The organism is Bacteroides sp. AM32-11AC (genome assembly GCF_003603515.1).
In the GTDB taxonomy this organism is placed as follows: Bacteria; Bacteroidota; Bacteroidia; order Bacteroidales; family Bacteroidaceae; genus Bacteroides; species Bacteroides uniformis.
In genome coordinates this window covers 146,448-168,665 of the sequence record NZ_QTNH01000002.1, presented here as the reverse complement: position 1 = coordinate 168,665, position 22,218 = coordinate 146,448, and the positions used below count along the sequence as shown (strand labels likewise).

The 22,218-nt window shown below is 46.1% G+C and carries 14 protein-coding genes and 1 pseudogene; 4 read left to right on the top strand and 11 right to left on the bottom strand.

What is annotated here, in order from left to right:
• The gene (locus DW800_RS02590) at positions 1-1,146 is read right to left on the bottom strand and encodes an NEW3 domain-containing protein (RefSeq protein ID WP_016272729.1); all 1,146 of its coding nucleotides are present in this window, start codon (positions 1,144-1,146) and stop codon (positions 1-3) included.
• 188 nt (positions 1,147-1,334) lie between these two features.
• On the opposite strand from DW800_RS02590, the gene DW800_RS02580 reads away from it, so the two are divergent.
• Positions 1,335-2,390: a winged helix DNA-binding domain-containing protein gene (locus DW800_RS02580; protein ID WP_117703187.1), complete on the top strand. Its 1,056-nt coding sequence runs from the start codon at positions 1,335-1,337 to the stop codon at positions 2,388-2,390.
• A gap of 6 nt (positions 2,391-2,396) precedes the next feature.
• On the opposite strand, the gene DW800_RS02575 is transcribed toward DW800_RS02580, so the two are convergent.
• The 5 genes and pseudogenes from DW800_RS02575 to DW800_RS02545 form a co-directional block, all read right to left on the bottom strand.
• Positions 2,397-3,473 carry an alpha/beta hydrolase gene (locus tag DW800_RS02575; protein WP_035457791.1) on the bottom strand — a complete coding sequence of 359 codons (1,077 nt, stop codon included), beginning with the start codon at positions 3,471-3,473 and terminating at the stop codon, positions 2,397-2,399.
• A 29-nt stretch (positions 3,474-3,502) separates the two neighbouring features.
• Positions 3,503-4,039 carry a flavodoxin gene (locus DW800_RS02570; RefSeq protein ID WP_016272732.1) on the bottom strand — a complete coding sequence of 179 codons (537 nt, stop codon included), beginning with the start codon at positions 4,037-4,039 and terminating at the stop codon, positions 3,503-3,505.
• Positions 4,040-4,218: 179 nt separating this feature from the next.
• Positions 4,219-4,696: pseudogene (locus DW800_RS02565) on the bottom strand (DUF6047 family protein); the annotation flags it as partial.
• Positions 4,697-5,645: 949 nt separating this feature from the next.
• Positions 5,646-9,695: an ATP-binding protein gene (locus DW800_RS02550; RefSeq protein WP_057281712.1), complete on the bottom strand. Its 4,050-nt coding sequence runs from the start codon at positions 9,693-9,695 to the stop codon at positions 5,646-5,648.
• 210 nt (positions 9,696-9,905) lie between these two features.
• Entirely contained in the window at positions 9,906-10,940 is a 1,035-nt protein-coding gene (locus tag DW800_RS02545; RefSeq protein WP_044469184.1) for a hypothetical protein, read from the bottom strand.
• Between the two features lie 402 nt (positions 10,941-11,342).
• Between DW800_RS02545 and DW800_RS02540 the strand changes: the two genes are divergently transcribed.
• Together DW800_RS02540 and DW800_RS02535 are read left to right on the top strand one after the other, a co-directional pair.
• Positions 11,343-12,485 (top strand): OmpA family protein, encoded by a 1,143-nt coding sequence (locus DW800_RS02540; RefSeq protein ID WP_016272741.1) that lies wholly within the window; start codon positions 11,343-11,345, stop codon positions 12,483-12,485.
• 121 nt (positions 12,486-12,606) lie between these two features.
• Positions 12,607-13,830, top strand: coding sequence for an NAD(P)/FAD-dependent oxidoreductase (locus DW800_RS02535; protein ID WP_044468546.1), 1,224 nt, complete (start codon positions 12,607-12,609; stop codon positions 13,828-13,830).
• A 249-nt stretch (positions 13,831-14,079) separates the two neighbouring features.
• Here the strand turns inward: DW800_RS02535 and DW800_RS19865 are convergent, their stop codons facing one another.
• Complete coding sequence (locus DW800_RS19865; RefSeq protein WP_007665878.1) at positions 14,080-14,286, bottom strand: hypothetical protein; 207 nt, start codon at positions 14,284-14,286, stop codon at positions 14,080-14,082.
• Between the two features lie 51 nt (positions 14,287-14,337).
• A complete protein-coding gene (locus DW800_RS02525; RefSeq protein WP_016278370.1) occupies positions 14,338-14,700 on the bottom strand; it encodes a YtxH domain-containing protein in 363 nt (120 codons plus the stop codon).
• Between the two features lie 694 nt (positions 14,701-15,394).
• Here DW800_RS02525 and DW800_RS02520 point away from each other — a divergent pair.
• Positions 15,395-15,910 (top strand): outer membrane protein, encoded by a 516-nt coding sequence (locus DW800_RS02520; RefSeq protein ID WP_016272745.1) that lies wholly within the window; start codon positions 15,395-15,397, stop codon positions 15,908-15,910.
• A gap of 153 nt (positions 15,911-16,063) precedes the next feature.
• Here DW800_RS02520 and DW800_RS02515 read toward each other — a convergent pair whose 3' ends face one another.
• Genes DW800_RS02515 through DW800_RS02505 form a run of 3 tightly spaced genes read right to left on the bottom strand, consistent with a single transcriptional unit; the run spans position 16,064 to position 22,144 of the window.
• Entirely contained in the window at positions 16,064-17,614 is a 1,551-nt protein-coding gene (locus DW800_RS02515; RefSeq protein ID WP_057281711.1) for a right-handed parallel beta-helix repeat-containing protein, read from the bottom strand.
• A gap of 24 nt (positions 17,615-17,638) precedes the next feature.
• Positions 17,639-19,915, bottom strand: coding sequence for a beta-glucosidase BglX (bglX, locus tag DW800_RS02510; RefSeq protein ID WP_057281710.1), 2,277 nt, complete (start codon positions 19,913-19,915; stop codon positions 17,639-17,641).
• A gap of 12 nt (positions 19,916-19,927) precedes the next feature.
• The gene (locus DW800_RS02505; RefSeq protein WP_057281709.1) at positions 19,928-22,144 is read right to left on the bottom strand and encodes an alpha-galactosidase; all 2,217 of its coding nucleotides are present in this window, start codon (positions 22,142-22,144) and stop codon (positions 19,928-19,930) included.
• Positions 22,145-22,218 lie beyond the last annotated feature (74 nt).

Sequence of the window (22,218 nt, the reverse complement as noted above, 5' to 3'; positions counted from 1 at the left end):
TCACCTCCTTCCATATTTACGGAACAGATAGCATACGGCACCTATGGCAACGATTATTATCAAAACGCCCACCCATCCCCATATCATCGGGGTTTTCACGGCAATGCGGAATTGGGCGTCTGTATTCACTTCAGGAGTTTTGGCCGTCATGGTAGCCACATAATCTCCGGGCAATGCCTTTTTGGATGCTTTCATGGTAGCTACGACATTGGCCGTTTCCCCCGCCTTCAGCATATCAATCTTCGAAGGCTCAAAAGACACTTCCCAGTCCACGGGCTTATTGGCAGAAAGCTGGATATCTTTCAACAATGAAGAACCGGTATTCCGGACCACCAACTCGATACGCTTCACATCTCCTGCTGTGATTTCGGTACTCAACAATCCTCTGGGCGTGGACAATTCCATCTCGTAGGAACCCGTGACAACAACTTCCAGCTCCAAGTCGGCAGAAGTCGTACCAGTAGCCGCACGTACCGGAATCTTGTAATTGCCGGCTTCCACATTGGCGGGAGGGACAATCTCTATACTCACATTCTGGCTGCTGTTCGCTTCCACCTGGGCAGAAGTGGCCTGCTTATAGTTAGGCTTGAACACGACACTCCAGCCTCTGGGGGCATTGGCCATCAGCGCATACAGCTGCTGGTCGGCCGTCTGGTTTTTCAAAGTGGCATTGAAGGTAAAGGTGGACTTGGAATTGCCCTGCATATTGGGCTGGTCGGTAGTGAACTCGGTCTGGTAAGTTCCTTTCTGGGCCACGATCACCTCCAGCGGCAGTTTGGTTTCTCCGGCAAATACTGTGAAATGATAACTTCCTTTATTTACTTTTAGAGGAACTTCCACTTTCAAATTGAACGTTTTCTTTTCCTTGGACAGTACAGAAAGCTGGCTGAGGGTCCAGCCGCCTGACTTGATTTCATGCTTCCAACTGCCCGGCAATCCGCTGACCGAGAGATTTGCATTTGTAACCCCGTCCGTGTTGTTAATCAAATCAATGCTGTAATCAATGGACGCTCCGGGCGTCACGGAAATTTTTGTGTAAGGAGTGTACAGAATTATGCTTCCAGATTCATCGGCATGTACACGATTTAAGGGAAAGGCTCCCAACAAAATAACTAACAATAAAATACAATTTGTTCTCATAGTCATAAAAAAGTTCTTATGGTTGTTTAATTATGAATATTTTCCAAATTTGTGTGTTGCAAAAATAAAAGATAGCTATATTAGTAGCTGTTAAAAGAAACAAAAGAATATAATTGCGGACACGATATACCCTGCGATGACCTGCTTTTCTTATCTTTGCGATTCCTATTGATACAAACGAATACCATACCGACATGAGAATCCTTGAAATACGCTTACAGAACCAGCAACTGTCCACTCCACTCTTCGGCCACCCGAAAGAACTGATCTCCTGGATGGGCGCCATGCAGGCACAAGACTATACAATGGTGAAATGGGCCGTAGGTATGCGGCTGAAGTCACCGGGAATTCAAGCCGTGGAAAAAGCCCTGCATCAAGGGGAAATACTGAGAACCCACGTAATGCGTCCCACATGGCACCTGGTAGCAGCAGAAGACATTCGTTGGATGCTGAAACTCTCTGCACAACGCATCAAATCTGCCAATGATTCTTATGCAAAAGGACATGGTCTGGAAATCACGGAACAGCAATATGACAGAAGCTACACCATACTTGGGAATATCCTCAGCGGGAAGCGAAGCCTGACGAAACAAGAGATTGCGGAACATTTTGAACGTTCGGGACTGCTTGCAGACAACTACCACATGACCCGCTTTATGTCGCGTGCCGAAGTCGAAGGAATTGTGTGCAGCGGAGAATGCCATGGACGGCAACACACCTATGCCCTTCTGGACGAAAGAGTTCCACCTACCCCCGAACTGACGAAAGAAGAAGCGCTGGCCCGCCTGGCTACAGCCTATTTCCGCAGCCATGCCCCTGCTACCCTGCAAGACTTCTCCTGGTGGTCTGGTTTGCCTTTAACGGAAGCAAGGCAAGCCATTTCTCTGATAGAACCGGAACTGATGTCCGAACAATGGAACAGCCAGACATGGTACATCCATGACTCCTGCCGGACATCTGGAAAGGCGACCGGTAACCTGCACCTTCTTCCCTCCTACGATGAATACCTGATAGGATACAAGGACCGGACGGACGTCCTACCCAAAGAGGACTATTCCAAAGCTTTCACCAACAACGGATTGTTCTTTCCGGTACTTCTCTATAAGGGGCATGTAGTAGGAAATTGGAACAAGGCGTCCAAGAAAAAAGAAATCTTCCCGGAGCATTCGCTTTTCCGGAAAGACATCTGCCTGAAAGAGGAGTTGCTGAACCAGGCTAAAGAAAAGTACGTCCGGTTCCTAACACATTAAAGGCGGTCATCGAAGATTTTCATTGAAGAATCTCTCTATTTTGCCGAATGGAATTACCTCTATATTGTCATACAAGTCTACATGGTTTGCACCGGGAATAATCAGCAGTTCCTTATTATCACCCTGCAACTTTTTAAAAGCATCTTCACTGAAATAACGTGAATGGGCCTTCTCACCGTGCAGCATCAACACTGCACTACGGATTTCATCACTATATGAAAGGATAGGCATATTGATGAACGAAAGCGGTGAAGTCTTGTTCCATCCGTGGTTAGAGTTGAGTGACCGCTTATGATAGCCGCGCGGTGTTTTATAATAGGCATGGTAGTCCTTCACAAATTGTGGAGCATCGGCAGGCAACGGGTCTACTACACCTCCTCCAAGAGCAAATGTACCGTTTCTATAATCCTCCGTACGCTGAGCATTAAGCTGGCGCCGCAATTCATGCCGTGCATCGGCATTCATAGAATCGAAATAACCGTTAGCATTGACCCGGCTCATGTCGTACATGGTTGCCGTAACTGTAGCCTTGATGCGAGTATCGATAGCCGCTGCATTAAGCGCCATGCCTCCCCATCCACAAATACCGAGAATGCCGATGCGCTCTGCATCTACATCGTCACGGGTGGAAAGATAATCGACCGCTGCACTGAAATCTTCCGTATTGATGTCCGGCGAAGCCACATAACGGGGCTGGCCGCTACTTTCTCCCGTATAGGATGGATCGAAAGCAATCGTCAGGAATCCACGTTCTGCCAATGTCTGCGCATACAAGCCCGAAGCTTGTTCCTTCACGGCACCAAATGGGCCACTGATGGCAATGGCAGGCAATTTACCCGTCACATTCTTGGGTACATACAAATCGGCGGCAAGTGTAATGCCGTAACGGTTGTGGAAAGTTATCTTTTTATGGTCTACTTTATCACTCTGTGGGAATGTCTTGTCCCACTCTTGAGTCAGATTCAAATTCTCTTCCATAAATTTATTATCATTATTAGGATTATTTTCTGTTGCAGACAAATGTCCTGCAGCACAAAGGCTAATAACCATCGCCGCACATATGTTTTTTACCATGTTCTTCATCTCTACTTCTTTAAGTTTCGGTTGGAAATTCATTTCTTAATCCATTGCTTGACAGTTTCCCGGCTCGCTCCATTCAGCAGCCTGCCTTTTCCCCAGTTTATGCCGGGGTAATTCGTCTGCAATTCCTTTTCTGCATTAGAAATACTGCTGCTTCCCGAAGTGGCGAATGGAATAACCGTTTTACCTGCAAAATCACCGCTTTCTATAAATGTATTGATGATTCTTGGAGCCAAATTCCACCAAATAGGAAAACCTATATAAATGGTATCATACTCCGCGAGACTTCCCAATTTAGAATACAATGCAGGACGTGATTTGGAATCCGACATCTCCACACTGCTGCGCGAAGCTTTGTCGTGCCAGTCCAAATCAGCAGCCGTGTACTTTTTCGCAGGCTGTATTTCGTAGAGGGTCCCATCAACAGCTTCTGCCACCAACTTGGCAGCCCTTGCCGTTGTTCCCGTTGCCGAGAAATAAGCTACCAGTGTCTTACCACCTTTTTTCTGTGCGTTAACAGTAATAGACAACAGCATAACTGCCATCATAAACAACACCAATCTTTTCATACGATATATTATTTAGTTGAAACATATAAATCCAATTGTTATAGCGATACAAAAGTAGCGGGTATTATTATTACATAGGTATCCAGATTACTGATTATATAACCCGAATTACTGATAGATGTCCGAGAAGAGAAATAAAAAATCCCGTAAAATCAAGGTTTTACGGGATTTGTCATACTTTGATCCATGATATGAAGCAAGGTCATCCGGTCATAGTTATCCACGCTCTGGAACAGGCCAAGCCCCTTCTCATTGTCCGGCAGCCGGGCATAATTCTCCCACGTGAGTGAAAGGTCATACACCTCTGTCTGTACGCTTTTAAGAGCCGATTTATCAAGGAAGGCATCCGGTGGAATCTTCTCCAATAGCAACAGGGTATCGTTATCATCATAACAGAGGTTTATCTTCCCCGCCATCAGCGAAGGCCATCCCCGAAGTTCATACACGGTCAGCGACTTTCCTTCAAAGTCCGGCTCAAAGAAACATCTCTCGATATTCTCCTCCATAAAGGCCCCATATTGGTGGTTCCCTTCATAGTTCCGGCTGAAAAGAAGCCCCCTTATCCGTTTCAACGCCCGTATAGAACTTGTTCCCGTGCCTCAAATCATCCAGCATATCAGCCACCACTACGGGTGATAACTTTATTTCCTCCCACATTTCCGGAGTGAGCCGGCGGGTATAGGTATCATCCTTCGAGAACGGTTCTGTTTCATTTCACAGGCAATACACCACTTCCGACAGACGCTGGAATCTCTGTAACATAATCCCATGACTACATATACACTGCCGTCTTTTAGCGTTCCATTCTGTTCATTTTCCATATATCAAAGAGTTAAATGTTCATACTCTGTTTTTTCTTTTTAAACGGTATCCTCGTCTTCACTTCCGGCGGCGGAAACCGGGCATTATCCGGTCGCGCAACCGGCGGCGAGACAATCCATCGCTCATTGAGAAGCGGCGCACAGACCAGTCGCAAGTCTCCCAGCCTGTTGAACTTTCTCAGTGTGGGTGCCATGTCGCACCGCTTCGTGCAAATCCCGTATCGGAATATATCCGGTGAGGCGGTCTTGCAGTCCCCGATTTCCGCCCGAAATTTCGCGTCCAACGGTGCCACCTCATGGAGTCTTAATTCCTTTGGTTTTCGTTTCTCGTCCAAAAAGTGTACGGTCAAATCGTTCAAAAACTCTTCATGCGTTCCGACAGCCAACATATCAGCAAGCGGCTACGGCTGCATATCATGTGTGAAATCCACGAGGCTATCTGCCGCCTTCGCTATGGCGGCGAGCCCGTGGACTGACCTGCCAACCCCACACCTGAATATCCATCTTAAAAAAGTCGGGCAATCCCTATGCGGCTGCCCGGATTTTCAATATTTTTCCATACCTCTTTCACTCAATATGATTGTCTATTCATGCCAGTTCTACACATAGTCCAACACGATGGTCGAGGAAGAGAGGCCGCTCCGCATGACCATCTTATCCACCGTGATCGGAGTAATCACGTAATCATATTGACAATAGTGTGGAACCCACCCTAAGCATTCACCCTACCTGATGTAACGACCAGTATCAAGTCGATAGTACTCTCTCTGTTTTTTATCAACTCATCAACGGCTTCCCACACTTCCTCCCCCATGGCACCGATAATCGGATAGGCTTTCTTTCGGATGCGTTCCCATTGCTACTTTGCGGTATTCACTAGGGCTTACACCATAATGTTTCCTGAATACTTCCCTGAAATATTTTGCATCACTGAATCCGGTTGCATCCGCAACTTCTATTATCGTGCACCTTTCCTGGATTAGCAGGTTTGCCGCATGTTGCAGGCGGATGGAACGGATGTAGTCGGCCGGTGCGTATCCTGTCAATGTCTTGAGCTTGTTGAAGAAACTCGAACGGCTCATGTGCTGGATTTCACAGAGGGTGTCCACGTTGAAATCAGGACTGGTAATATGTTCCATAACACATTCTCTCACGGTGGCAATGAATTTCCAGTCCAATGCGTTACTGCATCCTTCAGGTAACGGGCCGGTACCAGATTTTAGTCCGGCATATGTTTTTCGGAGCAATATCCGGTTGCGCAGTATGCTCCTGATGTTCGCCTTGAGCACATTCACACTGAACGGCTTGGTTATATATGCATCGGCTCCCTTGTCCAACCCCTTGAGCATATTTTTCTCATCGCTGAGTGCCGTCAGCAGGATGACCGGAATATGAGAGGTTTCAATGTCCGACTTGATGGCTACACATAGTTCATCACCGCCCATCTCCGGCATCATGACATCCGAAAGGATCAGGTCCGGGTTATATTCCCTTGCCACGACCAACGCGTCGCGTCCGTTTGTGCATGATTGGACGTGGTAGTCCTGTCCCAAGAGTCTCTCAATGTATCCCCGCAAGTCATCGTTGTCCTCCACTACAAGAATACGTGATGAACTTTTGCCATTTTTCATCGTTTCCATCCGCAGTTCGGCAGAACACGTTTCCGGTTGTGGCGGGGCTGCATCTTCCGTCTTTGCCACTGTTATGAAACGTGCCTTGCGCAAATGCCTGTTTCCCATGGGGAATGTAACACGTACACAGGTACCTTCCCCTTCCGTGCTTGATATAATGATCCTTCCCTTATGCAAACGTACCAGTTTGCAGACCAGCATCAGGCCGATTCCGCTTCCCGGCACTTTCTGATTAACGGCATTGCTGCCCCTGAAAAACCTTCCGCCCAGATATTTCCTCTCCCCGGCGGGAATTCCAATCCCCGTATCACTTACCTCTATGCTCCATGTATTCTGTTCAGTGTAGGCACAAACATGGACATTACCATTTCGGGGGGTATATTTCAAGGCATTTGACAATAGATTCTTCAGTATAGAATCCATTTTGTCCCTGTCAAACCAGACATTCATAAAAGGGAACTTACTTTCACATGAGAGGTTGACGTTTTTCTGTGACGCATATGTCCGGAAAGTTTCGCAAGTACTTTCCAGGTAGCTGTGCAGCTCATATTCGCCAACATACAATTGTGAGGTGTAAACGTCCGCCCTTTCGAAATTGATCAGGTCGGTAACCAATTGCAGGAGGTTATTCACGCTTCTCAAGGCCACTCCCACGTTATCCGTCCCTTCCTCTTTTACCTGCTGCCTTTCCACCACTTCTTCCAAAGGAGCTTTTATCAGGGTGAGGGGAGTACGGATATCATGGGCGGTATTTATGAAGAAGCGTGTCTTTTCCTCCGATAGCCTTTTTTGTCTGCGCAACATGACGATCCTGACTGCTATTGTAACGGCTGATATGGCAAGAAGTGCATATCCCGCTATGGCCCATGCGCTCGCCCATGGTGGACGGGCGACAACCACTTCAATACTTTTCTCCTCATAAACTTTGTATTTTTCTTCGTTGGATATGGCACAGATACGCAGGATGTACTTGCCTGGGGAAAGACCGGTGACCTGTATCTGCCCGTCCTGCAACGGGTGGCTCCAGCCGTTATAGGCGCCTTCCAATTTCCATGAGTACAGAATGTTTGAAGGATAATCATAGTTGATGGATATTGCTTCCAGGGAGAAGCTGCTCTGGTCATAAGCCAGTTCAAGTTTGTAATTACCGTCAATATCCTTTTTTAACGGTGACCCTTCCTCACCGGGATAGACCGGACATGAAGAGACTGCAAAATCCCTCAGGAGCATCTGTGAGAACTGTGGAACGGGAATCTGCAAGTCAACCGGGAATATGACGATGCCATCATTGCTTCCGAACACAAGACTGTCCCCATACTGGGTTGCAGCGCCGGCATTGAAGCATACGCTCATCAATCCTTGTTCCGCCGTCCAGTTTTGGAAAGTCCGGTCTTCACACAGGAAAGTAACTATGCTGTTTTCCGTACCGAGCAGCAAGCTGCCATCCGGTCTTGGAATGACAATATAAATGTTATCAGAAACAAGGGCACAGTTTTCCATGTGGTACTGATGTATAAATTTATCGTTTGCACCGTCATATACAAGCAGTCCCGCTCCTCTGGTCCCCACATATAGTGTGCTGTCCGCAGCCTGATACAAAGTACTGACATGGACTGTCTCGACCGGGAAATCTATGCGGCGGTAATCTCCCCGGAGCTTGTCCAACAGGTATAATCCCATAGTTGTACCTACCCAGATGTGTTCCGCGTCCTTTTCCAGTATGGCGGTAATGGACCCCAGTCCCGGGTAGAGTCGTATGTCACCGCTTTCAGGGTTGATGCGTTTGAGATTACAGTATCCGCCTGACCATATATCCCCTCCGGAGTCCTTTATTATGTCACTGATATATTGGTCAGGGCTTATTCCTGCCAGGGAGGAAGGTGAGATGTATTCCACCGTGCCTTTCTTCTTGTCAATCCTGTATATACCTGATGTATACCCACCTGCCCAGATAATGCCGGGTAATACCTCACAGAGGCTCAGGAAGATATTATTGTCATCGCCTTTCAAGTGCTCGGAACTGCTAAGGAAGGAAGTCCACTGACCGGTTGCGCTGTGAAGCAGGCTGATCCCGTTGCTGGTGGCGAACCACAGGTCACCCTCGCCGTCCCGGACTACATCATGGACCTGGTTATTGGCCAGCGAACTGTTGTTGCCCGGTGAATGCTTGAGCCATTTGTAACTTCTGTAATGGTCGTTGCGTATTGTAATCCCGGTAGGATAATTGGCCATCCATATCCGTCCGTCTCCATCCACATAAATATCATTGATGTTGTTCCCGTTCATACCGTTATAATTGCTGTAGTCGGCGGTTATATAAGGCCGGGCGGAGAGAGAATCAACGTCAATCTTGTATACTCCCCTGCCTCCCGTGGCTACCAGCAGTTGCCGCTTTCCAAAGGGGGTGATTCGTTTGATTGCCACGTTCTGTAGCGGACCGTCCGCGATGATGGTTGAAGTCGTGTTCATTCCGTATGCTATAATTCCTTCCTTGAAGGTTCCTATGAACAGTTTCTTTGAATCTTGGTGGAAATAAAGCTCACTTACCGGTATACAGATACTGTCAGTATATGTTCCGACCACAGTTTCCAGGACACCTTCCTTTTCTATGGTTTGCAGTAACCCGTTTGATGTCCCTATAAAAAAGTTTGTACTGTCGGTCTGCGTGATTGCAGTAATATCGTTCGAGGCAGGGGAGTCTATTCTGTCCGTAGTGCCTGCGCGGGTATCATAGCGTATAATACTGTCACCATGGCAGAGCCAGATACGGTCATTACTGTCCATATAGGTACAATTGACGGTGCCTGATGTTACGTCATCCCGCAGGCCGTTAAGCTTGTAGGTCATAACAAAACGGTCACGGGCGGTGTCGTACCGGAATATGCGTCCTTTTCTACCCACAACCCACAGCCTGTGCCTGCTGTCGGTATATAGCCAGTTCAGGTTGATTTGCGGCGCCACCTCCATACTTCCGTCAAAGACGGCATAATGTTTAATCTTGCTTCCGTCATAACGGTCTATCCCTTCCTGGGTAAGGAACCACATGTACCCGTGCCCGCCTTTCTGGATGCGGAAAATTCTCCGGTTGCTTAGTCCGTCCTCTATGCCCAGGTATTTATAAATTTGACCCTTGCAAGTAGTAAAAGTGGCTATTAGTAAAGGGAACAGAAAAAGCACCCTCTTTAAAATCTGAAAGTATGTCATTTGTAGTAAAAGTGTGTTAAGTTAAATGTTACCCGCAAAAATAATAAAAATAGTTTAAATTTAAAAAGGCAATGCAAGTTAGTCATTGCCTTTTATAATGCGGATATCAGTTGGCCCGATTTCAGAAAAGATATAACATGCTTAAAAATGACATCAACCTGTCATACTGTTTGGGGGACCGAACTTCTTACTTGATTTAATGAAATACTGTCAGATATCCACCCTTTCTTGGGTCTTCCTGCTACCGTAGGCACCTGCAATACAGCACAATACCGCTCCGGAGAGAATTGCAAGGAACGAAATCAGTGCGGACCTCGCTGCGGCATCCGTTGCCTTATCGGCAGCCACGAGTGCCTCATGCTTGATTTCTTTCCATTCCTGTGCAGCTTTCTTCAGGGTCACCTCCAGTTTGTCTATCTGTTTGCCGGCTTCCATACGTGCATTTTCCAGCAGGTTCATATATTGGTCAATAGTTTTATTTGCTTCTGCTTTTGACATATTGGTGTTGTTTGCTATAGCTTTAGCCAAATCATTCCGGTCTATATTTTTGCTGATATTTTCTGTACGTTGTTTCAATCGGTCAAGGAAACTGTCAATGCTCTCATCCGCTTGTTGTGGGGAACGTACTATTTTTTTTACGGACGCTTCCAGGTCATCCTTCACTTCCGCCAGTTGCTTCTGCAGGTAATCCGGCTGAAGTTCCTTCACGTCGCTTTTTAGAAGTGCGGTACGGATATTCTGCGGTATATTCCCTTCTTTCAGGGTTGCATTAAAATCGATTTCTCCGAACAGTTCCTTTGCGTCTTCTGATAATGCAGCAACTCCGTTTCCAACGGTATCACCTGTTCCAGACAAAACGCTGCCCGTAACGGACGAGACCGCTCCAAGAGTATTCACCGTCATTTTTGCCGCACCGACAGCCAGAAAAATTCCCAGTACCACAGCCACAATCAGTGTGGTCGCCCAGACCAGAAATCCGTGTATCATTCCGTCCATACCGGCCAGTTTCCCGGCCACAAAGCCTCCTGCAGCCATGCCGGCAACCAGAATGATAGCGGATCCGATTCCAACAGCAGTGCCGATGCCCGCAACCGGGTGATCTGATAATGGATCAAACATAAACAAACCAATACTTGAATTTAAAATAGACAGTAACACGGATATTGCCAATACAGTCATGACACCGCCGAAAACACTGCCCCAGGACACTCTACCCTTCAGTCCTGCGAAACTTAATTTTTTCATAATTGTCAGGTTTTTAATTAATACTATGATTTGTATCTCTATAAAAAAACAGCATTGAAAGAATATTTGTTTGATGAATATTTGTCATTTCAACAGATATTTGTGTTAAAAAACGCATGTATATATAAAGTTATATTTGATGCCGTTATATATAAATCCAAGAATTTGCACCTTATATATCTATGATGTGCTTTCACTGCCAATACAGGCTTCTGGTACCATCCGACTTCTTAAATAGATGTTAAATCCATTTCTATTTTTCGAACCATCCTTTTTAACGGGCTGTTTTTTAAACAAAGGTTATGACAAAGTAATTCATTAGATTATGCACAGTCATAACTACACAACAGACAGTACAACGTGTGTGACATATTTATTGTATCACTATTAATTTATTTAATTATGAAAAAATCTATCTTTGTTTTAGCACTAAGCATGAGTATTCTTACCATGCATGCGCAAAATGACCGTACGGCCCTTGAAGGCACACGCCCTGGTGACAACTGGTCTATTGAACTGAAAGCTGGTGCTGTAACCCCTTTGACTCACAGCTCCTTCTTAAAAAATGCCCGACCGGCCTTCGGATTCGGAATCGGAAAACAACTTACTCCTATATTCGGTCTAGGTATTCAAGGTATGGGATATGTAAATACCTCAGCCAGCAAAACTGCATTTGATGCTTCCGAAGTGAGCTTACTCGGTAAAGTCAACCTGATGAATCTCTTTGGAGGTTATATGGGCGAACCACGCATTTTTGAAATCGAGACTCTGACAGGTATCGGCTGGCTACATTACTATCAGAATGGCCCCGGTGATACAAATTCCTGGTCTACACGCCTTGGTCTAAACTTGAACTTCAACCTAGGTGAGGAAAAAGCATGGACACTCGGTATCAAACCAGCTATCGTATATGATATGCAAGGAGACTTCAGCAAAACTAAAAGCCGTTTCAACGCCAACAATGCCACTTTTGAACTGACTGCCGGACTGACCTACCATTTCATGTGTAGCAACGGCTCACATCATTTCACAACAGTGAAGCCTTACGACCCAGTAGAAGTAGGCGAGCTAAATAATGCAGTCAACCGTCTGCGATCACAACTGAGCGACAAGGACATGCAACTGAGCAATGCCGTACAACAGGCCAACAACTTACAAAAGGAGCTGGCAGATTGCAGAACCCAAGCTGCCAACATAGAAACCGTGGTAAAAACCAACCGCATTCCAGAATCCATCATTACCTTCAGACAAGGAAAGTCCGTGGTTGATGCTTCCCAACTGCCTAATGTGGAACGTGTAGCCATTTACATGAAAAAACATCCTGAAGCTAAAGTCGTCATCAAAGGATATGCCTCTCCCGAAGGTAACCTCGCTTTCAATGAGAAACTGGCAAAAGCACGTGCTCAAGCTGTGAAGTCCATACTTGTAAAAAAATACAAGATTAACGACACCCGCATTACCGCCGAAGGACAAGGAATCGGTGATATGTTCTCCGAACCGGACTGGAACCGTGTCAGCATTTGTACTATCGAAGAAGGCAAATAATCTACTACCGTAAACGGAAAGCAAATTTCAATAAAACGGCTTTCCCATTTCTCACTCCCCCCCTTACTTCACTCCTGTTTCTCAACAGGAAGAAAGTAAGGGGGAATTAACAAAATATATTATGGACTTACATTCAGGTTTACCCTATTGGATCGTCAGAAATTCCCTATTGGACTATTTCCACCCTTTGGAGGATGATCTGTCAACAGATATCGTCATCGTAGGTTCGGGTATAACAGGCGCTTTGATGGCACACGAATTGTGTCGTGCCGGAATAGAATGTTGCGTGATTGACAAACGCAGCATCGCAACCGGAAGCTCTGCTGCAAGTACCGCTTTACTACAATATGAAATAGACGTACCCCTCTGCCGGATGGCAAAAATCATCAGCGAAGAAAACGCCACAACTGCCTATCATGCATGCCTGCAATCCATTTCTGATATAAAGAAAGTACTAAAGGAAACAGGTGTCGATGCCGGATTTGAGCAATTGTCCAGCATCTTTTATGCCAGCAGCTCGGCAGACAACAAACTTCTGGAACAAGAATACGAAATACGGCAAAAGCATGAATTGCCGGTCAATCTGCTCAAGAAACAAGAAATCAGAAAACGATATAAGGTGAAAGTGCCCGGCAATGCCCTGGTGAATGAAACATCCGCACAGATGGATGCCTACAGAGCTGCAACCGGACTGCTCACCTATCATATGAAGGAGAACGATCTGAAGGTCTTTACCCATACCAACATAAAAAAGTGCACTGAAACATCTGATGGCTGTATCATGATAACAGACAAAGGAAATAAAATTAAGTGCGGATATGCAATCGTAGCCACCGGATTTGAGGCCGGACAATTCCTTCCCCAGAAAATTATGGATTTGACTTCTACTTATGCACTCATATCACATCCGGTAGCCCCCGAATATCTCTGGCCGGAACATTGCCTGATCTGGGAAACAGCCGATCCATATCTTTATATCCGTACCACCGACGGAAACCGTATTATTGTAGGTGGTGAGGATGAAAAGTTCAGCGATCCAGAACACCGTGACTCACTACTCAGAAAGAAAATCCGTATCTTGGAGAGAAAAATCAGAAAACTATTCCCCGATATCCCTTTCAAAACAGAAATGGCATGGTGCGGTACCTTCAGTAGCACCAAAGACGGGCTACCTTTCATCGGCAATTGGCCCGGCAAGGAACGAATATTTTTCGATCTGGGATATGGCGGAAACGGAATCACTTTCAGCATGATCGGAGCGCAAATAATTTGTCATAAGCTGCAAGATATTAAAGATGAACGTAGTCACGTTTTCGGCTATGATAGAATCGAAAAATATTGGTAAGACAGACAAGAAGAAAAGACCTCTCTCTCTGTGCATTCTTTTAGGTACGGATTTCACGGTTTTAATTTACCCCGCGTAATCCGTGCCTAAAATATTATCATAATGACAAGTCTCATATACTTTTGACATTACCTTTGTATACTCCTATACAAACATCCCAAAACAAAAATAAATCGGTCACTTCTATCAACCAACACATTTTTATTTTGGGATATTCCTATCTATTCAGCATAAACAGCTATGTGACCATCAATACCTTTCAAGACCGGTCCCCAGCCACTGTGCCATACGAGGCTTACCATAAAAGTAATAGAACAACAATCCTACCCAACTGGTCAAAACTACCAGGATAATGGCTATTAACCTTCTTTCCGCCGGCGCATGAATACGCCATATCTCTAGAGCAGCTTTGATAGTTAAGACCAATCCTATAATCCATATTACAAATCCAATCATAATTCTTCTTTATATAAGATATTACTACTAACAGAATGATATATAAAAAAATCAATCAAGTTTTTTACTTGCTTCTTTTTTTACATCTTCATACCCTTCCTTTATTTCTGTCTTGGCCTTTTCAGCTCCTTGTTTGACATCTTTCTTCGCATCTTTCAATGCGTCCTTTACAGCATCAGCGCCATCTTGAACTTTATCGGCTACCTTATCCACTACAACTTTTCCGGTATCCGCCACTTTTTCCTTAGCTTCATCTAACAGGTCTTCCGTCTGACCGGTTATCTTATGAAAAACGTTACATACTTTTTCCTTCAATTTCTTGGCTTTTGAAGTACGTGAGAAACGATAAGCCAGAGTACCGATGACCGTACCTATTCCCAGGCCGATCCATAAACTAGAATTTCTATTTTCCATAATTAAGTTGGTTTTAAACGATTAAAATAATTAAAGTTCAATTTTCTTTCTGTTATAAGACAGAGAAGCGATCCCGATAACAATGTACCATAAAAAATACATAAACTATTTTTTAAAGTAACACACTCAGTTCTGAGATTTACATGTAAATATATAGATAGATATATCATCCGCTTATTTCCAATATAAAGGCATATCCTGCGATCCTTTATTTTATTATCACTTTACCTACCTGCGGGAACTTGAAAAGAAATAAACTATTGCCCCGATGACAGAACTGGCTATTAGCCTGACCCGCAAATCAAAACTTAGACTTTTCATGGCTGTAGATTTTAATAATGAAACAATCCTGATATTTTATCCTTTCGTAACAATGCAGGTTCAGTCAGTTACGACAATGTAATATACCACTTGCTCCTTTCTCTACAAACTGGCAATTCAAATGTAACCAACTTTAATCCCTGCCATATACTAAAAACACAGCATTAAAAAAAATGGTTCGAGGCATAAAAACGGAATTAACATCATTTTTTGCTTTATAAAAAATTGAGAAAAGCGCTCGTATATTAACATCAAAAGTCTTTGTATATGTAACAATATATAGCAAACAAATGTAAGCAAACGTTTGTTATTTCCATTAAAAGGAGATCATTCTTCTTTTAAATAAATATTTTATTAACTAAATGCCTTAATTATGAAAAAATTATTCTTGCTGGCCATGATTGCATTGGCATCTGTGGGCATAAATGCCCAAACAGTTAAAGGTGAAGGCTCTTTGATGGGCAACATCGGTTATCAAACGAACTATGAGAGGTTCGGTTTGGGAGTACAAGGACGTTACGCGATAGCGAATAATCTCCGGATTGCTCCGGATGTAACGTTCTACTTTCCTAAAGACAAAGTTACCGGACTGGATGTAAGCGTGAATTTCCATTATGTATTCAACTTTAAAGAAGACGGCCAAGGATTTTCGGTCTATCCCCTTGCAGGTATCGGCATGCAGAACAACTTCTATGGCAAAAAGAGTGTTGAGATAGACGGGAAAGAAATGGAAATGGACCGGAGCAACTCTACCAAATTCGCTTTCAATTTGGGAGGAGGTATCACATTACCCATCTCCGAACGGAGTTATCTGAATGCAGAAGCCAGGTTTATGTTTGCCAAAGATGACAATGTGGCAATCATGCTGGGATATGGATACAGATTCTAAAAAGCCAGCACGCTGATAATCTAATTGTTTTTCAAATAATAAACACCTTTATCAGGCATTTACAGTGTCATTTTACCGTTAAGTAAAATGACACTGTATCTTAAGTAACACATCGCTCACGCTCTATATTACCTGCTCTTCCATTACACAAATTCAATGCAGAATGACGGGGTCCTGGTCTACCCCATAATCTTCCGGTTTATAATATCTATCTTTGGAAGGAGTCGCCAAAAAACAACTATTTCCCAACACATCACAAATAGCAGGATACACTTTTCCTCGGGGCGTTCTCAACAGTAAGATACAATATTCGTCCTTAACAACATATCCCAGCTGGAAGGAAGTTCTATCCGGGCTTTTAAGCATCCTGCTATGTATTTCGGGTTCCCCTCCTGCAAAGAGCAAATCCAGTTCTGCCACACCATCTTTTGCCAAATCCAACTTTAACAGATTACGATACGGAGAAGCGAACACGGCTCCCAAAACGTACCACTGCAAGCTATCCACTGCCTGTAGACCACCTGCTGCCTGCTCCGGTGCGGACAGCGCATCACATCTTTTTTCCCTTATGCGTTGCATCAGGGAGAAATCGAAAGGACTTAACAAGTGAGAATTTCTCATTGCACAATTCACAAACGAAAAATTCCCCTCCACATCATTCTTTATAGCCTCAGGACTGACATCAAAGATCTTATAACCCTGCTTTGCCACTTCGATGATACAGTTCGACATCTTCGCTTGAAACGGAGTCGCCGCCTTATGGTCCCGATAGAGGAAAGAAGTCCCGAAATCCGGCAAATAGGAATAGAAGATGTTCTTGTCCAGCACCAACGTAGGATTCCTGTCTGCCGCAACCACAATACCACGGTCCACCGTGTCATAATACACCTCGTTGAAAATGAAAAAGCCATCCGCTTCTACACGTATCCCTTCCGTAGAGCGGAAACCTTTCACCCCCAAGTCCAGACCGCCAGTGGTGTGCATGGAGAGAATATGCAGGTTATTCAAAATATGTCCCGCCGACTTTGTCACGAGTCCATACTTCGTGCTATATATGAAAGTATTGGAGATCTTACAGTCACAGCAGGCCTGATCTATATAAATACCATATACCTCTTCGTTGGACGAAATGCCTTGTATGGTCACATTGTCTATTTTGGTGTCACTGCTTCCCGTTCCTCTGAAGTCGTCGGTAACGCTGATGCGGATATGTGTGTTGCGCCCCTTAAACAGACTGATATACTTCAGGGAGACCAGCTGTTTTAAACCGTTGACCATAATTCCGTTGTCCACGTTAGAACAGTCGAACATCCCTCCTTCGATATAAGAGAAGCGCCGGTGAGTAACGTCGGGCGTTGTCATCTCCGAATAACCCACCTTCAACAGTGCTTCCATCGGTAAATCGGTCTTTATCAGCGCATTCTTATCAAAGAGGATGTTCACGTTCTTCGTATAGTCGTAGGGAAGGACAACGGGTTCCGACAGATTATATATGCCGGCGGGGAAATACAATGTCTTCCCGTAACTTCTCGTTACAAGTTCATTCAGTTCAGGGCCTATCACAGCCCCATCGTTCCGAATGCCATGCTTAATGACAGAAACAATGTCACTTCCCTGCCCCGCTCGCTTTCCCGCCCGGAGCGGCAGGAAAGTATACAGAAGAAAGCCACAAAGAATAATCAAACCATATTTCTTTTCTTTCATAATTCCATTTTTTTTATTTAAAAACTACTCTGCTTTGAACACCTTCGTCTGGACATCACGGCTGTTAGGACCGACCATCACTTGAAACTCACCCGGATCATACCCGTATTGCAAGTCCGAATGGTAGCATTTCAAGTCCTCTTCTGTCAACGTGAACACCACTTCCCGCTTTTCCCCCTTCTTCAAGAAGATGCGCCGGAAAGCTTTCAGTTCCTTGACGGGACGTGCCACCTCAGCCATCACATCACGCAGATAGAGCTGTACGATTTCCGTACCGTCACAAGTACCGGAATTGGTGACCTCCACAGAAACCGCCAGTTCTCCGTTCTTGGGAAGGCATTCCGAACCAAGCCGCATATCGCCATACTCAAAAGTCGTATAGCTCAGCCCGAACCCGAAAGGATAAAGCGGTTCATTACTTTGGTCAATATAGTTACTCTGGTAGCGGTTGAACACCCCATCTTGCGGATCGGGGCGACTGGCACTCAAATGGTTATAGTATAACGGCATCTGTCCTACGGCACGTGGGAAACTGGTAGTGAGCTTTCCGGCAGGCACGGCGTGCCCAAACAATACGTCAGCTATGGCATCGCCCGCCTCACTGCCCGCAAACCATACGTTCAGTATAGCAGGAACATGTGCCGTTTCCCAATTAAGCACCAACGGACGTCCCGTAAACAATAACAGCACCACCGGCTTTCCCGTCTTCACCAGTTCTTTCAGTAACGCTTGTTGCGCATCCGGCAGTTCCAGTTCCGTACGTGAGGCCGATTCACCCGACATATCCGCACACTCACCCAAAGCGGCAACAATCACATCCGCACGGGCAGCCACCTGCAACGCCTCCCGAAGTAATTTCCCATTGTCTCCACGCTCCAAAGGACGGAAGCCGACGGCGCCTTTCTCCATTTCCTCCTCGTAATAGATATTGCTGCCTTTGGCATGAAAGACTTCGCCCCTGCCCTTCATCGCGTCGCGCATCCCATCGAGCAGGGAACGGTGGTCGGAAGGAACACAAGTCAGACTCCACATGCCGCACATATTGTTGCGGGCATCGGCCATAGGTCCTATCAGCGCTATCTTCTTATCCATAGAAAGAGGCAGCAGACTTCCCTCGTTCTTCATCAGCACGAAGGTTTCACGTGCCACCTCACGCGCTTCCTTGCGGTGCTCGGGCGTAAAGATTTCCTTCTCCGCACGTACCGTGTCGCAGTATTTGTAGGGGTCGTCAAAAAGTCCCATTCTATACTTAGTCTCAAGCACCCTACGGCAGGCACGGTCAATATCAGCTTCAGAAATGAGTCCTTCCTCCAATGCCGACTCCAAAGTATCCAGAAAACCGGCGGTGACCATATCCATGTCCGTTCCCGCCTTCAGAGCAAGCACGGAAGCCTCTTTCTTGTCGGCCACGCCGTAAGTTTTCATCTCTCCGATGGAATAATAATCGGTAACGACCATACCGCCAAATCCCCACTCGTTACGAAGAAGATCGGTCAGCAGCCACTTATTGGCAGTGGCAGGAATACCATCCACAAGGTTGAACGCACTCATCACGCTCCCCACACCCGCCTCAACGGCTGCTTTATAGGGAGCCAGATAATTGTTGTACATGCTCAATCTGCTCATGTCCACCGTATTATAATCACGTCCCGCCTCGGAAGCACCATACAGTGCAAAATGCTTGACACAGGCCAGTATTTCATTATTAGCCTTCATAGCATCGCCCTGATAGCCATGTACGTATGCCCTCGCCATCAAAGCGCCCAAGTAGGGGTCTTCACCGTTCCCCTCGGCAATGCGTCCCCAACGGGCATCGCGGCAGATATCCACCATCGGACTGAAATTCCAGCAGATTCCGTCGGCACTGGCCTCAGTAGCCGCCACGCGTGTCATCCGTCGGATGGCGACAGTGTCCCAGCTACACGACATGGCAAGCGGTATGGGAAATATTGTCTCATAACCGTGTATGACATCCGCTCCTACAATCAAGGGAATCTTCAAACGGGTTTCCTCCACGGCAATACGTTGCATCTCTCTGATTTTCCGTACTCCCTTCACATTGAAGAAGCCCGTGATTTCCTGCTTCCGTATCATTTCCGTGAGTTCGCCGTTCATCACCGTACCAGTCACTAAATCGCCTCCCGAGGGCAGGTTCAACTGGCCCAGTTTCTCCCGTACAGTCATCCGGTCCATCAGTCCGGTCACAAAACCGTCCATCTCCGTGCTATCCTTTCCCCCAAACGAAGAACAAGCCTGCAGGAAGCATGCAAGCAGTACAACTGCAAAATATCCAACTTTCATATTTCTAATATTTTAATGGTTCACCTCTTCCAGATACAATATCCGACTGGCATAATCACTCATTTTATCTGCATCCACCCTATGTTCTCCGGGAATCTCCAGTCCGTGACTCATCAGGAAAGAGCCACTCAGTACCTTTCCTTCAAAGGAGAGAGGGACATTGTCAATGCGGTTCAGCTCACGAATACGGTATTGTTTCCCCACATCCAATCCCGCCATCCTGACACGCGGCAACTGCCGGTTGACAAACTGTTCCAGCTTCCACCAATAGAAGACGGCTTTCGACTTATCTTCGCTGGCATACAACAATGAGGCTACCCCCTGACCGTCATACGGTGACATCAGCCGATAAAGTTCACCAAACTGCACCACCGGACGAATCTCTTTGTAAGCAGCAATCGCCTCACGGCAAAGATTTTTCTCTTCATCCGTCATATTCCGGGGTTGTATCTCCATACCGAGCCTTCCGCTCATTGCCACATCAATGCGATATTTCAAGGGCAAGCTGCGATGCGTCTGATGGTTGGGCGCAGCGCTGATATGCGCTCCCATAGCGATAGCAGGAAAGAAATAGGACGTTCCCCACTGGATATAAATGCGTTGCAAGGCATCTGTATTATCGCTGGTCCAGAATTCATCAAAATAGGGTAAATAGCCGTAATTGACGCGACCGCCTCCACTGGCACACGCCTGAATCGTCACATCAGGATATTTTCTACGGATGCGTCGGCACACATCCTCAAATCCCTGATGATAAAGAATACTCAGATGGCTTTGCTCGTCCTTGTCCAAATGGACAGAACCGTGGTTCAGCACCGGCATATTGGCATCCCACTTGATATATTCTATTTCCGGATAGCGGGCCAGCAAGGTATCCACCGTATAAAAAATGAAATCCCGCACCTGGGGGTTGGTAAGGTCAAGTACTGCCTGCGTGCCACCGCGCGCCGTAATGAAGTCTTGTCCGGGGACTTTCATCACCCAGTCGGGATGCTTCTCGTATAGTTCGCTGCGTGTGTTAATCATTTCGGGTTCAATCCAGATGCCGAAACCAATATTATGTTTCGCGGCATCACGCAATAGTCCGGCAATGCCGTCAGGCAGTTTCTTCGGGTTCACCACCCAGTCCCCCAGCCCGGCGTTGTCAATATCACGCGGATGCTTGTCGCCAAACCAGCCATCATCCATCACAAAGAGTTCGCCTCCCATCAAGGCTATGTCTGCCATCATCTGCTCCATATCCTTCTGATTAATGTCGAAGTAAACACCTTCCCAACTGTTCAACAGTATCTTGCGAAGTTTGTCTCCATTGGCCAGTTTATGGTTCCGTCCCCATTTATGGAAATTACGGCTTGCGCCGCCCAATCCCTCTTCCGAATAGGTGAGCGCCAACGGGGGAGTACGGAATACCTCGCCTTTTTTCAGCCTGAAGGAAGCACCTTCCTCATCCATACCGGCAAAGAAGTGGTGATAATCGCCGTCATCCGTATTGATTTTCAGCCTATAGTCACCGGTATAGCAAAGGGCTGCGCCGATAGTACGCCCTGTGTTTTCCTGTGGTTTCCCGTCCAGCGAAAACATTACTTCGGCATGGGCAGTATGCGAATTGCGTACGCCATCGATATTCTTTATCAGCCTGATGCCGGGTTTTAAAGGTTCCTGAAGCAACCTTGCCTCGTTTCCCCACCCGCCGTAGAGGCTGGAAAGCCACACATCGCCTCTGCGGAGAGGAAGATAAGACGAAGCAAATTGAAGGAGCGTTACCGGAGTCTTCTCCGAATGGCTGAATTCAGTCCAGGTTTCAATCACATCCACATCCCGATATGCCTTGTAGCAGAGATTGACGTAGAAGGGATAAACACAATCCTTCAGTTTCACAAGGGTGAGCACAGCATCCGGCTCTTGCCTCACTTCCACATCCTGCACATAAAGCCGGGTGGCTATCACCCCATCGGCATGTCTGACACGGAGAGCGGATTCACCGGGCCATCCGATTCCATAAGAAGGATAAGCAACATGATGGCACGTACCTGCCACATTCATCTGCCGCAAATCATCCTCCGATAATCCGGTTCCGTAGTAGAGATACCTTAGTTCGCCTCCTACCGGAGCATCAAGCACCAATGCGAAGGAAGGGGTGGACACAACAATCTGCCCGGCGGCAGCGGGCAGTGCAGCCAACAACAGTCCTGCCAGACAGAGCCACAAAATATTTTTCAAATTTTCCATACCAATAATCTATAAACCAATTCATATCAATCAAGTCCCGAACAATGCGGCTCCCTGGCGTCACATTCAAGAAA

Excerpts from the sequence above, each read along its gene's own strand:
- DW800_RS02505 (WP_057281709.1), bottom strand. The coding sequence starts at position 22,144 with ATGGAAAATTTGAAAAATATTTTGTGGCTCTGTCTGGCAGGACTGTTG.
- DW800_RS19865 (WP_007665878.1), bottom strand. The coding sequence starts at position 14,286 with ATGATTGGATTTGTAATATGGATTATAGGATTGGTCTTAACTATCAAA.
- DW800_RS02575 (WP_035457791.1), bottom strand. The coding sequence starts at position 3,473 with ATGAAGAACATGGTAAAAAACATATGTGCGGCGATGGTTATTAGCCTT.
- DW800_RS02540 (WP_016272741.1), top strand. The coding sequence starts at position 11,343 with ATGAAAAAATCTATCTTTGTTTTAGCACTAAGCATGAGTATTCTTACC.
- DW800_RS02515 (WP_057281711.1), bottom strand. The coding sequence starts at position 17,614 with ATGAAAGAAAAGAAATATGGTTTGATTATTCTTTGTGGCTTTCTTCTG.
- DW800_RS02535 (WP_044468546.1), top strand. The coding sequence starts at position 12,607 with ATGGACTTACATTCAGGTTTACCCTATTGGATCGTCAGAAATTCCCTA.
- DW800_RS02590 (WP_016272729.1), bottom strand. The coding sequence starts at position 1,146 with ATGACTATGAGAACAAATTGTATTTTATTGTTAGTTATTTTGTTGGGA.
- DW800_RS02525 (WP_016278370.1), bottom strand. The coding sequence starts at position 14,700 with ATGGAAAATAGAAATTCTAGTTTATGGATCGGCCTGGGAATAGGTACG.
- DW800_RS02550 (WP_057281712.1), bottom strand. The coding sequence starts at position 9,695 with ATGACATACTTTCAGATTTTAAAGAGGGTGCTTTTTCTGTTCCCTTTA.
- bglX (WP_057281710.1), bottom strand. The coding sequence starts at position 19,915 with ATGAAAGTTGGATATTTTGCAGTTGTACTGCTTGCATGCTTCCTGCAG.
- DW800_RS02570 (WP_016272732.1), bottom strand. The coding sequence starts at position 4,039 with ATGAAAAGATTGGTGTTGTTTATGATGGCAGTTATGCTGTTGTCTATT.
- DW800_RS02520 (WP_016272745.1), top strand. The coding sequence starts at position 15,395 with ATGAAAAAATTATTCTTGCTGGCCATGATTGCATTGGCATCTGTGGGC.
- DW800_RS02580 (WP_117703187.1), top strand. The coding sequence starts at position 1,335 with ATGAGAATCCTTGAAATACGCTTACAGAACCAGCAACTGTCCACTCCA.
- DW800_RS02545 (WP_044469184.1), bottom strand. The coding sequence starts at position 10,940 with ATGAAAAAATTAAGTTTCGCAGGACTGAAGGGTAGAGTGTCCTGGGGC.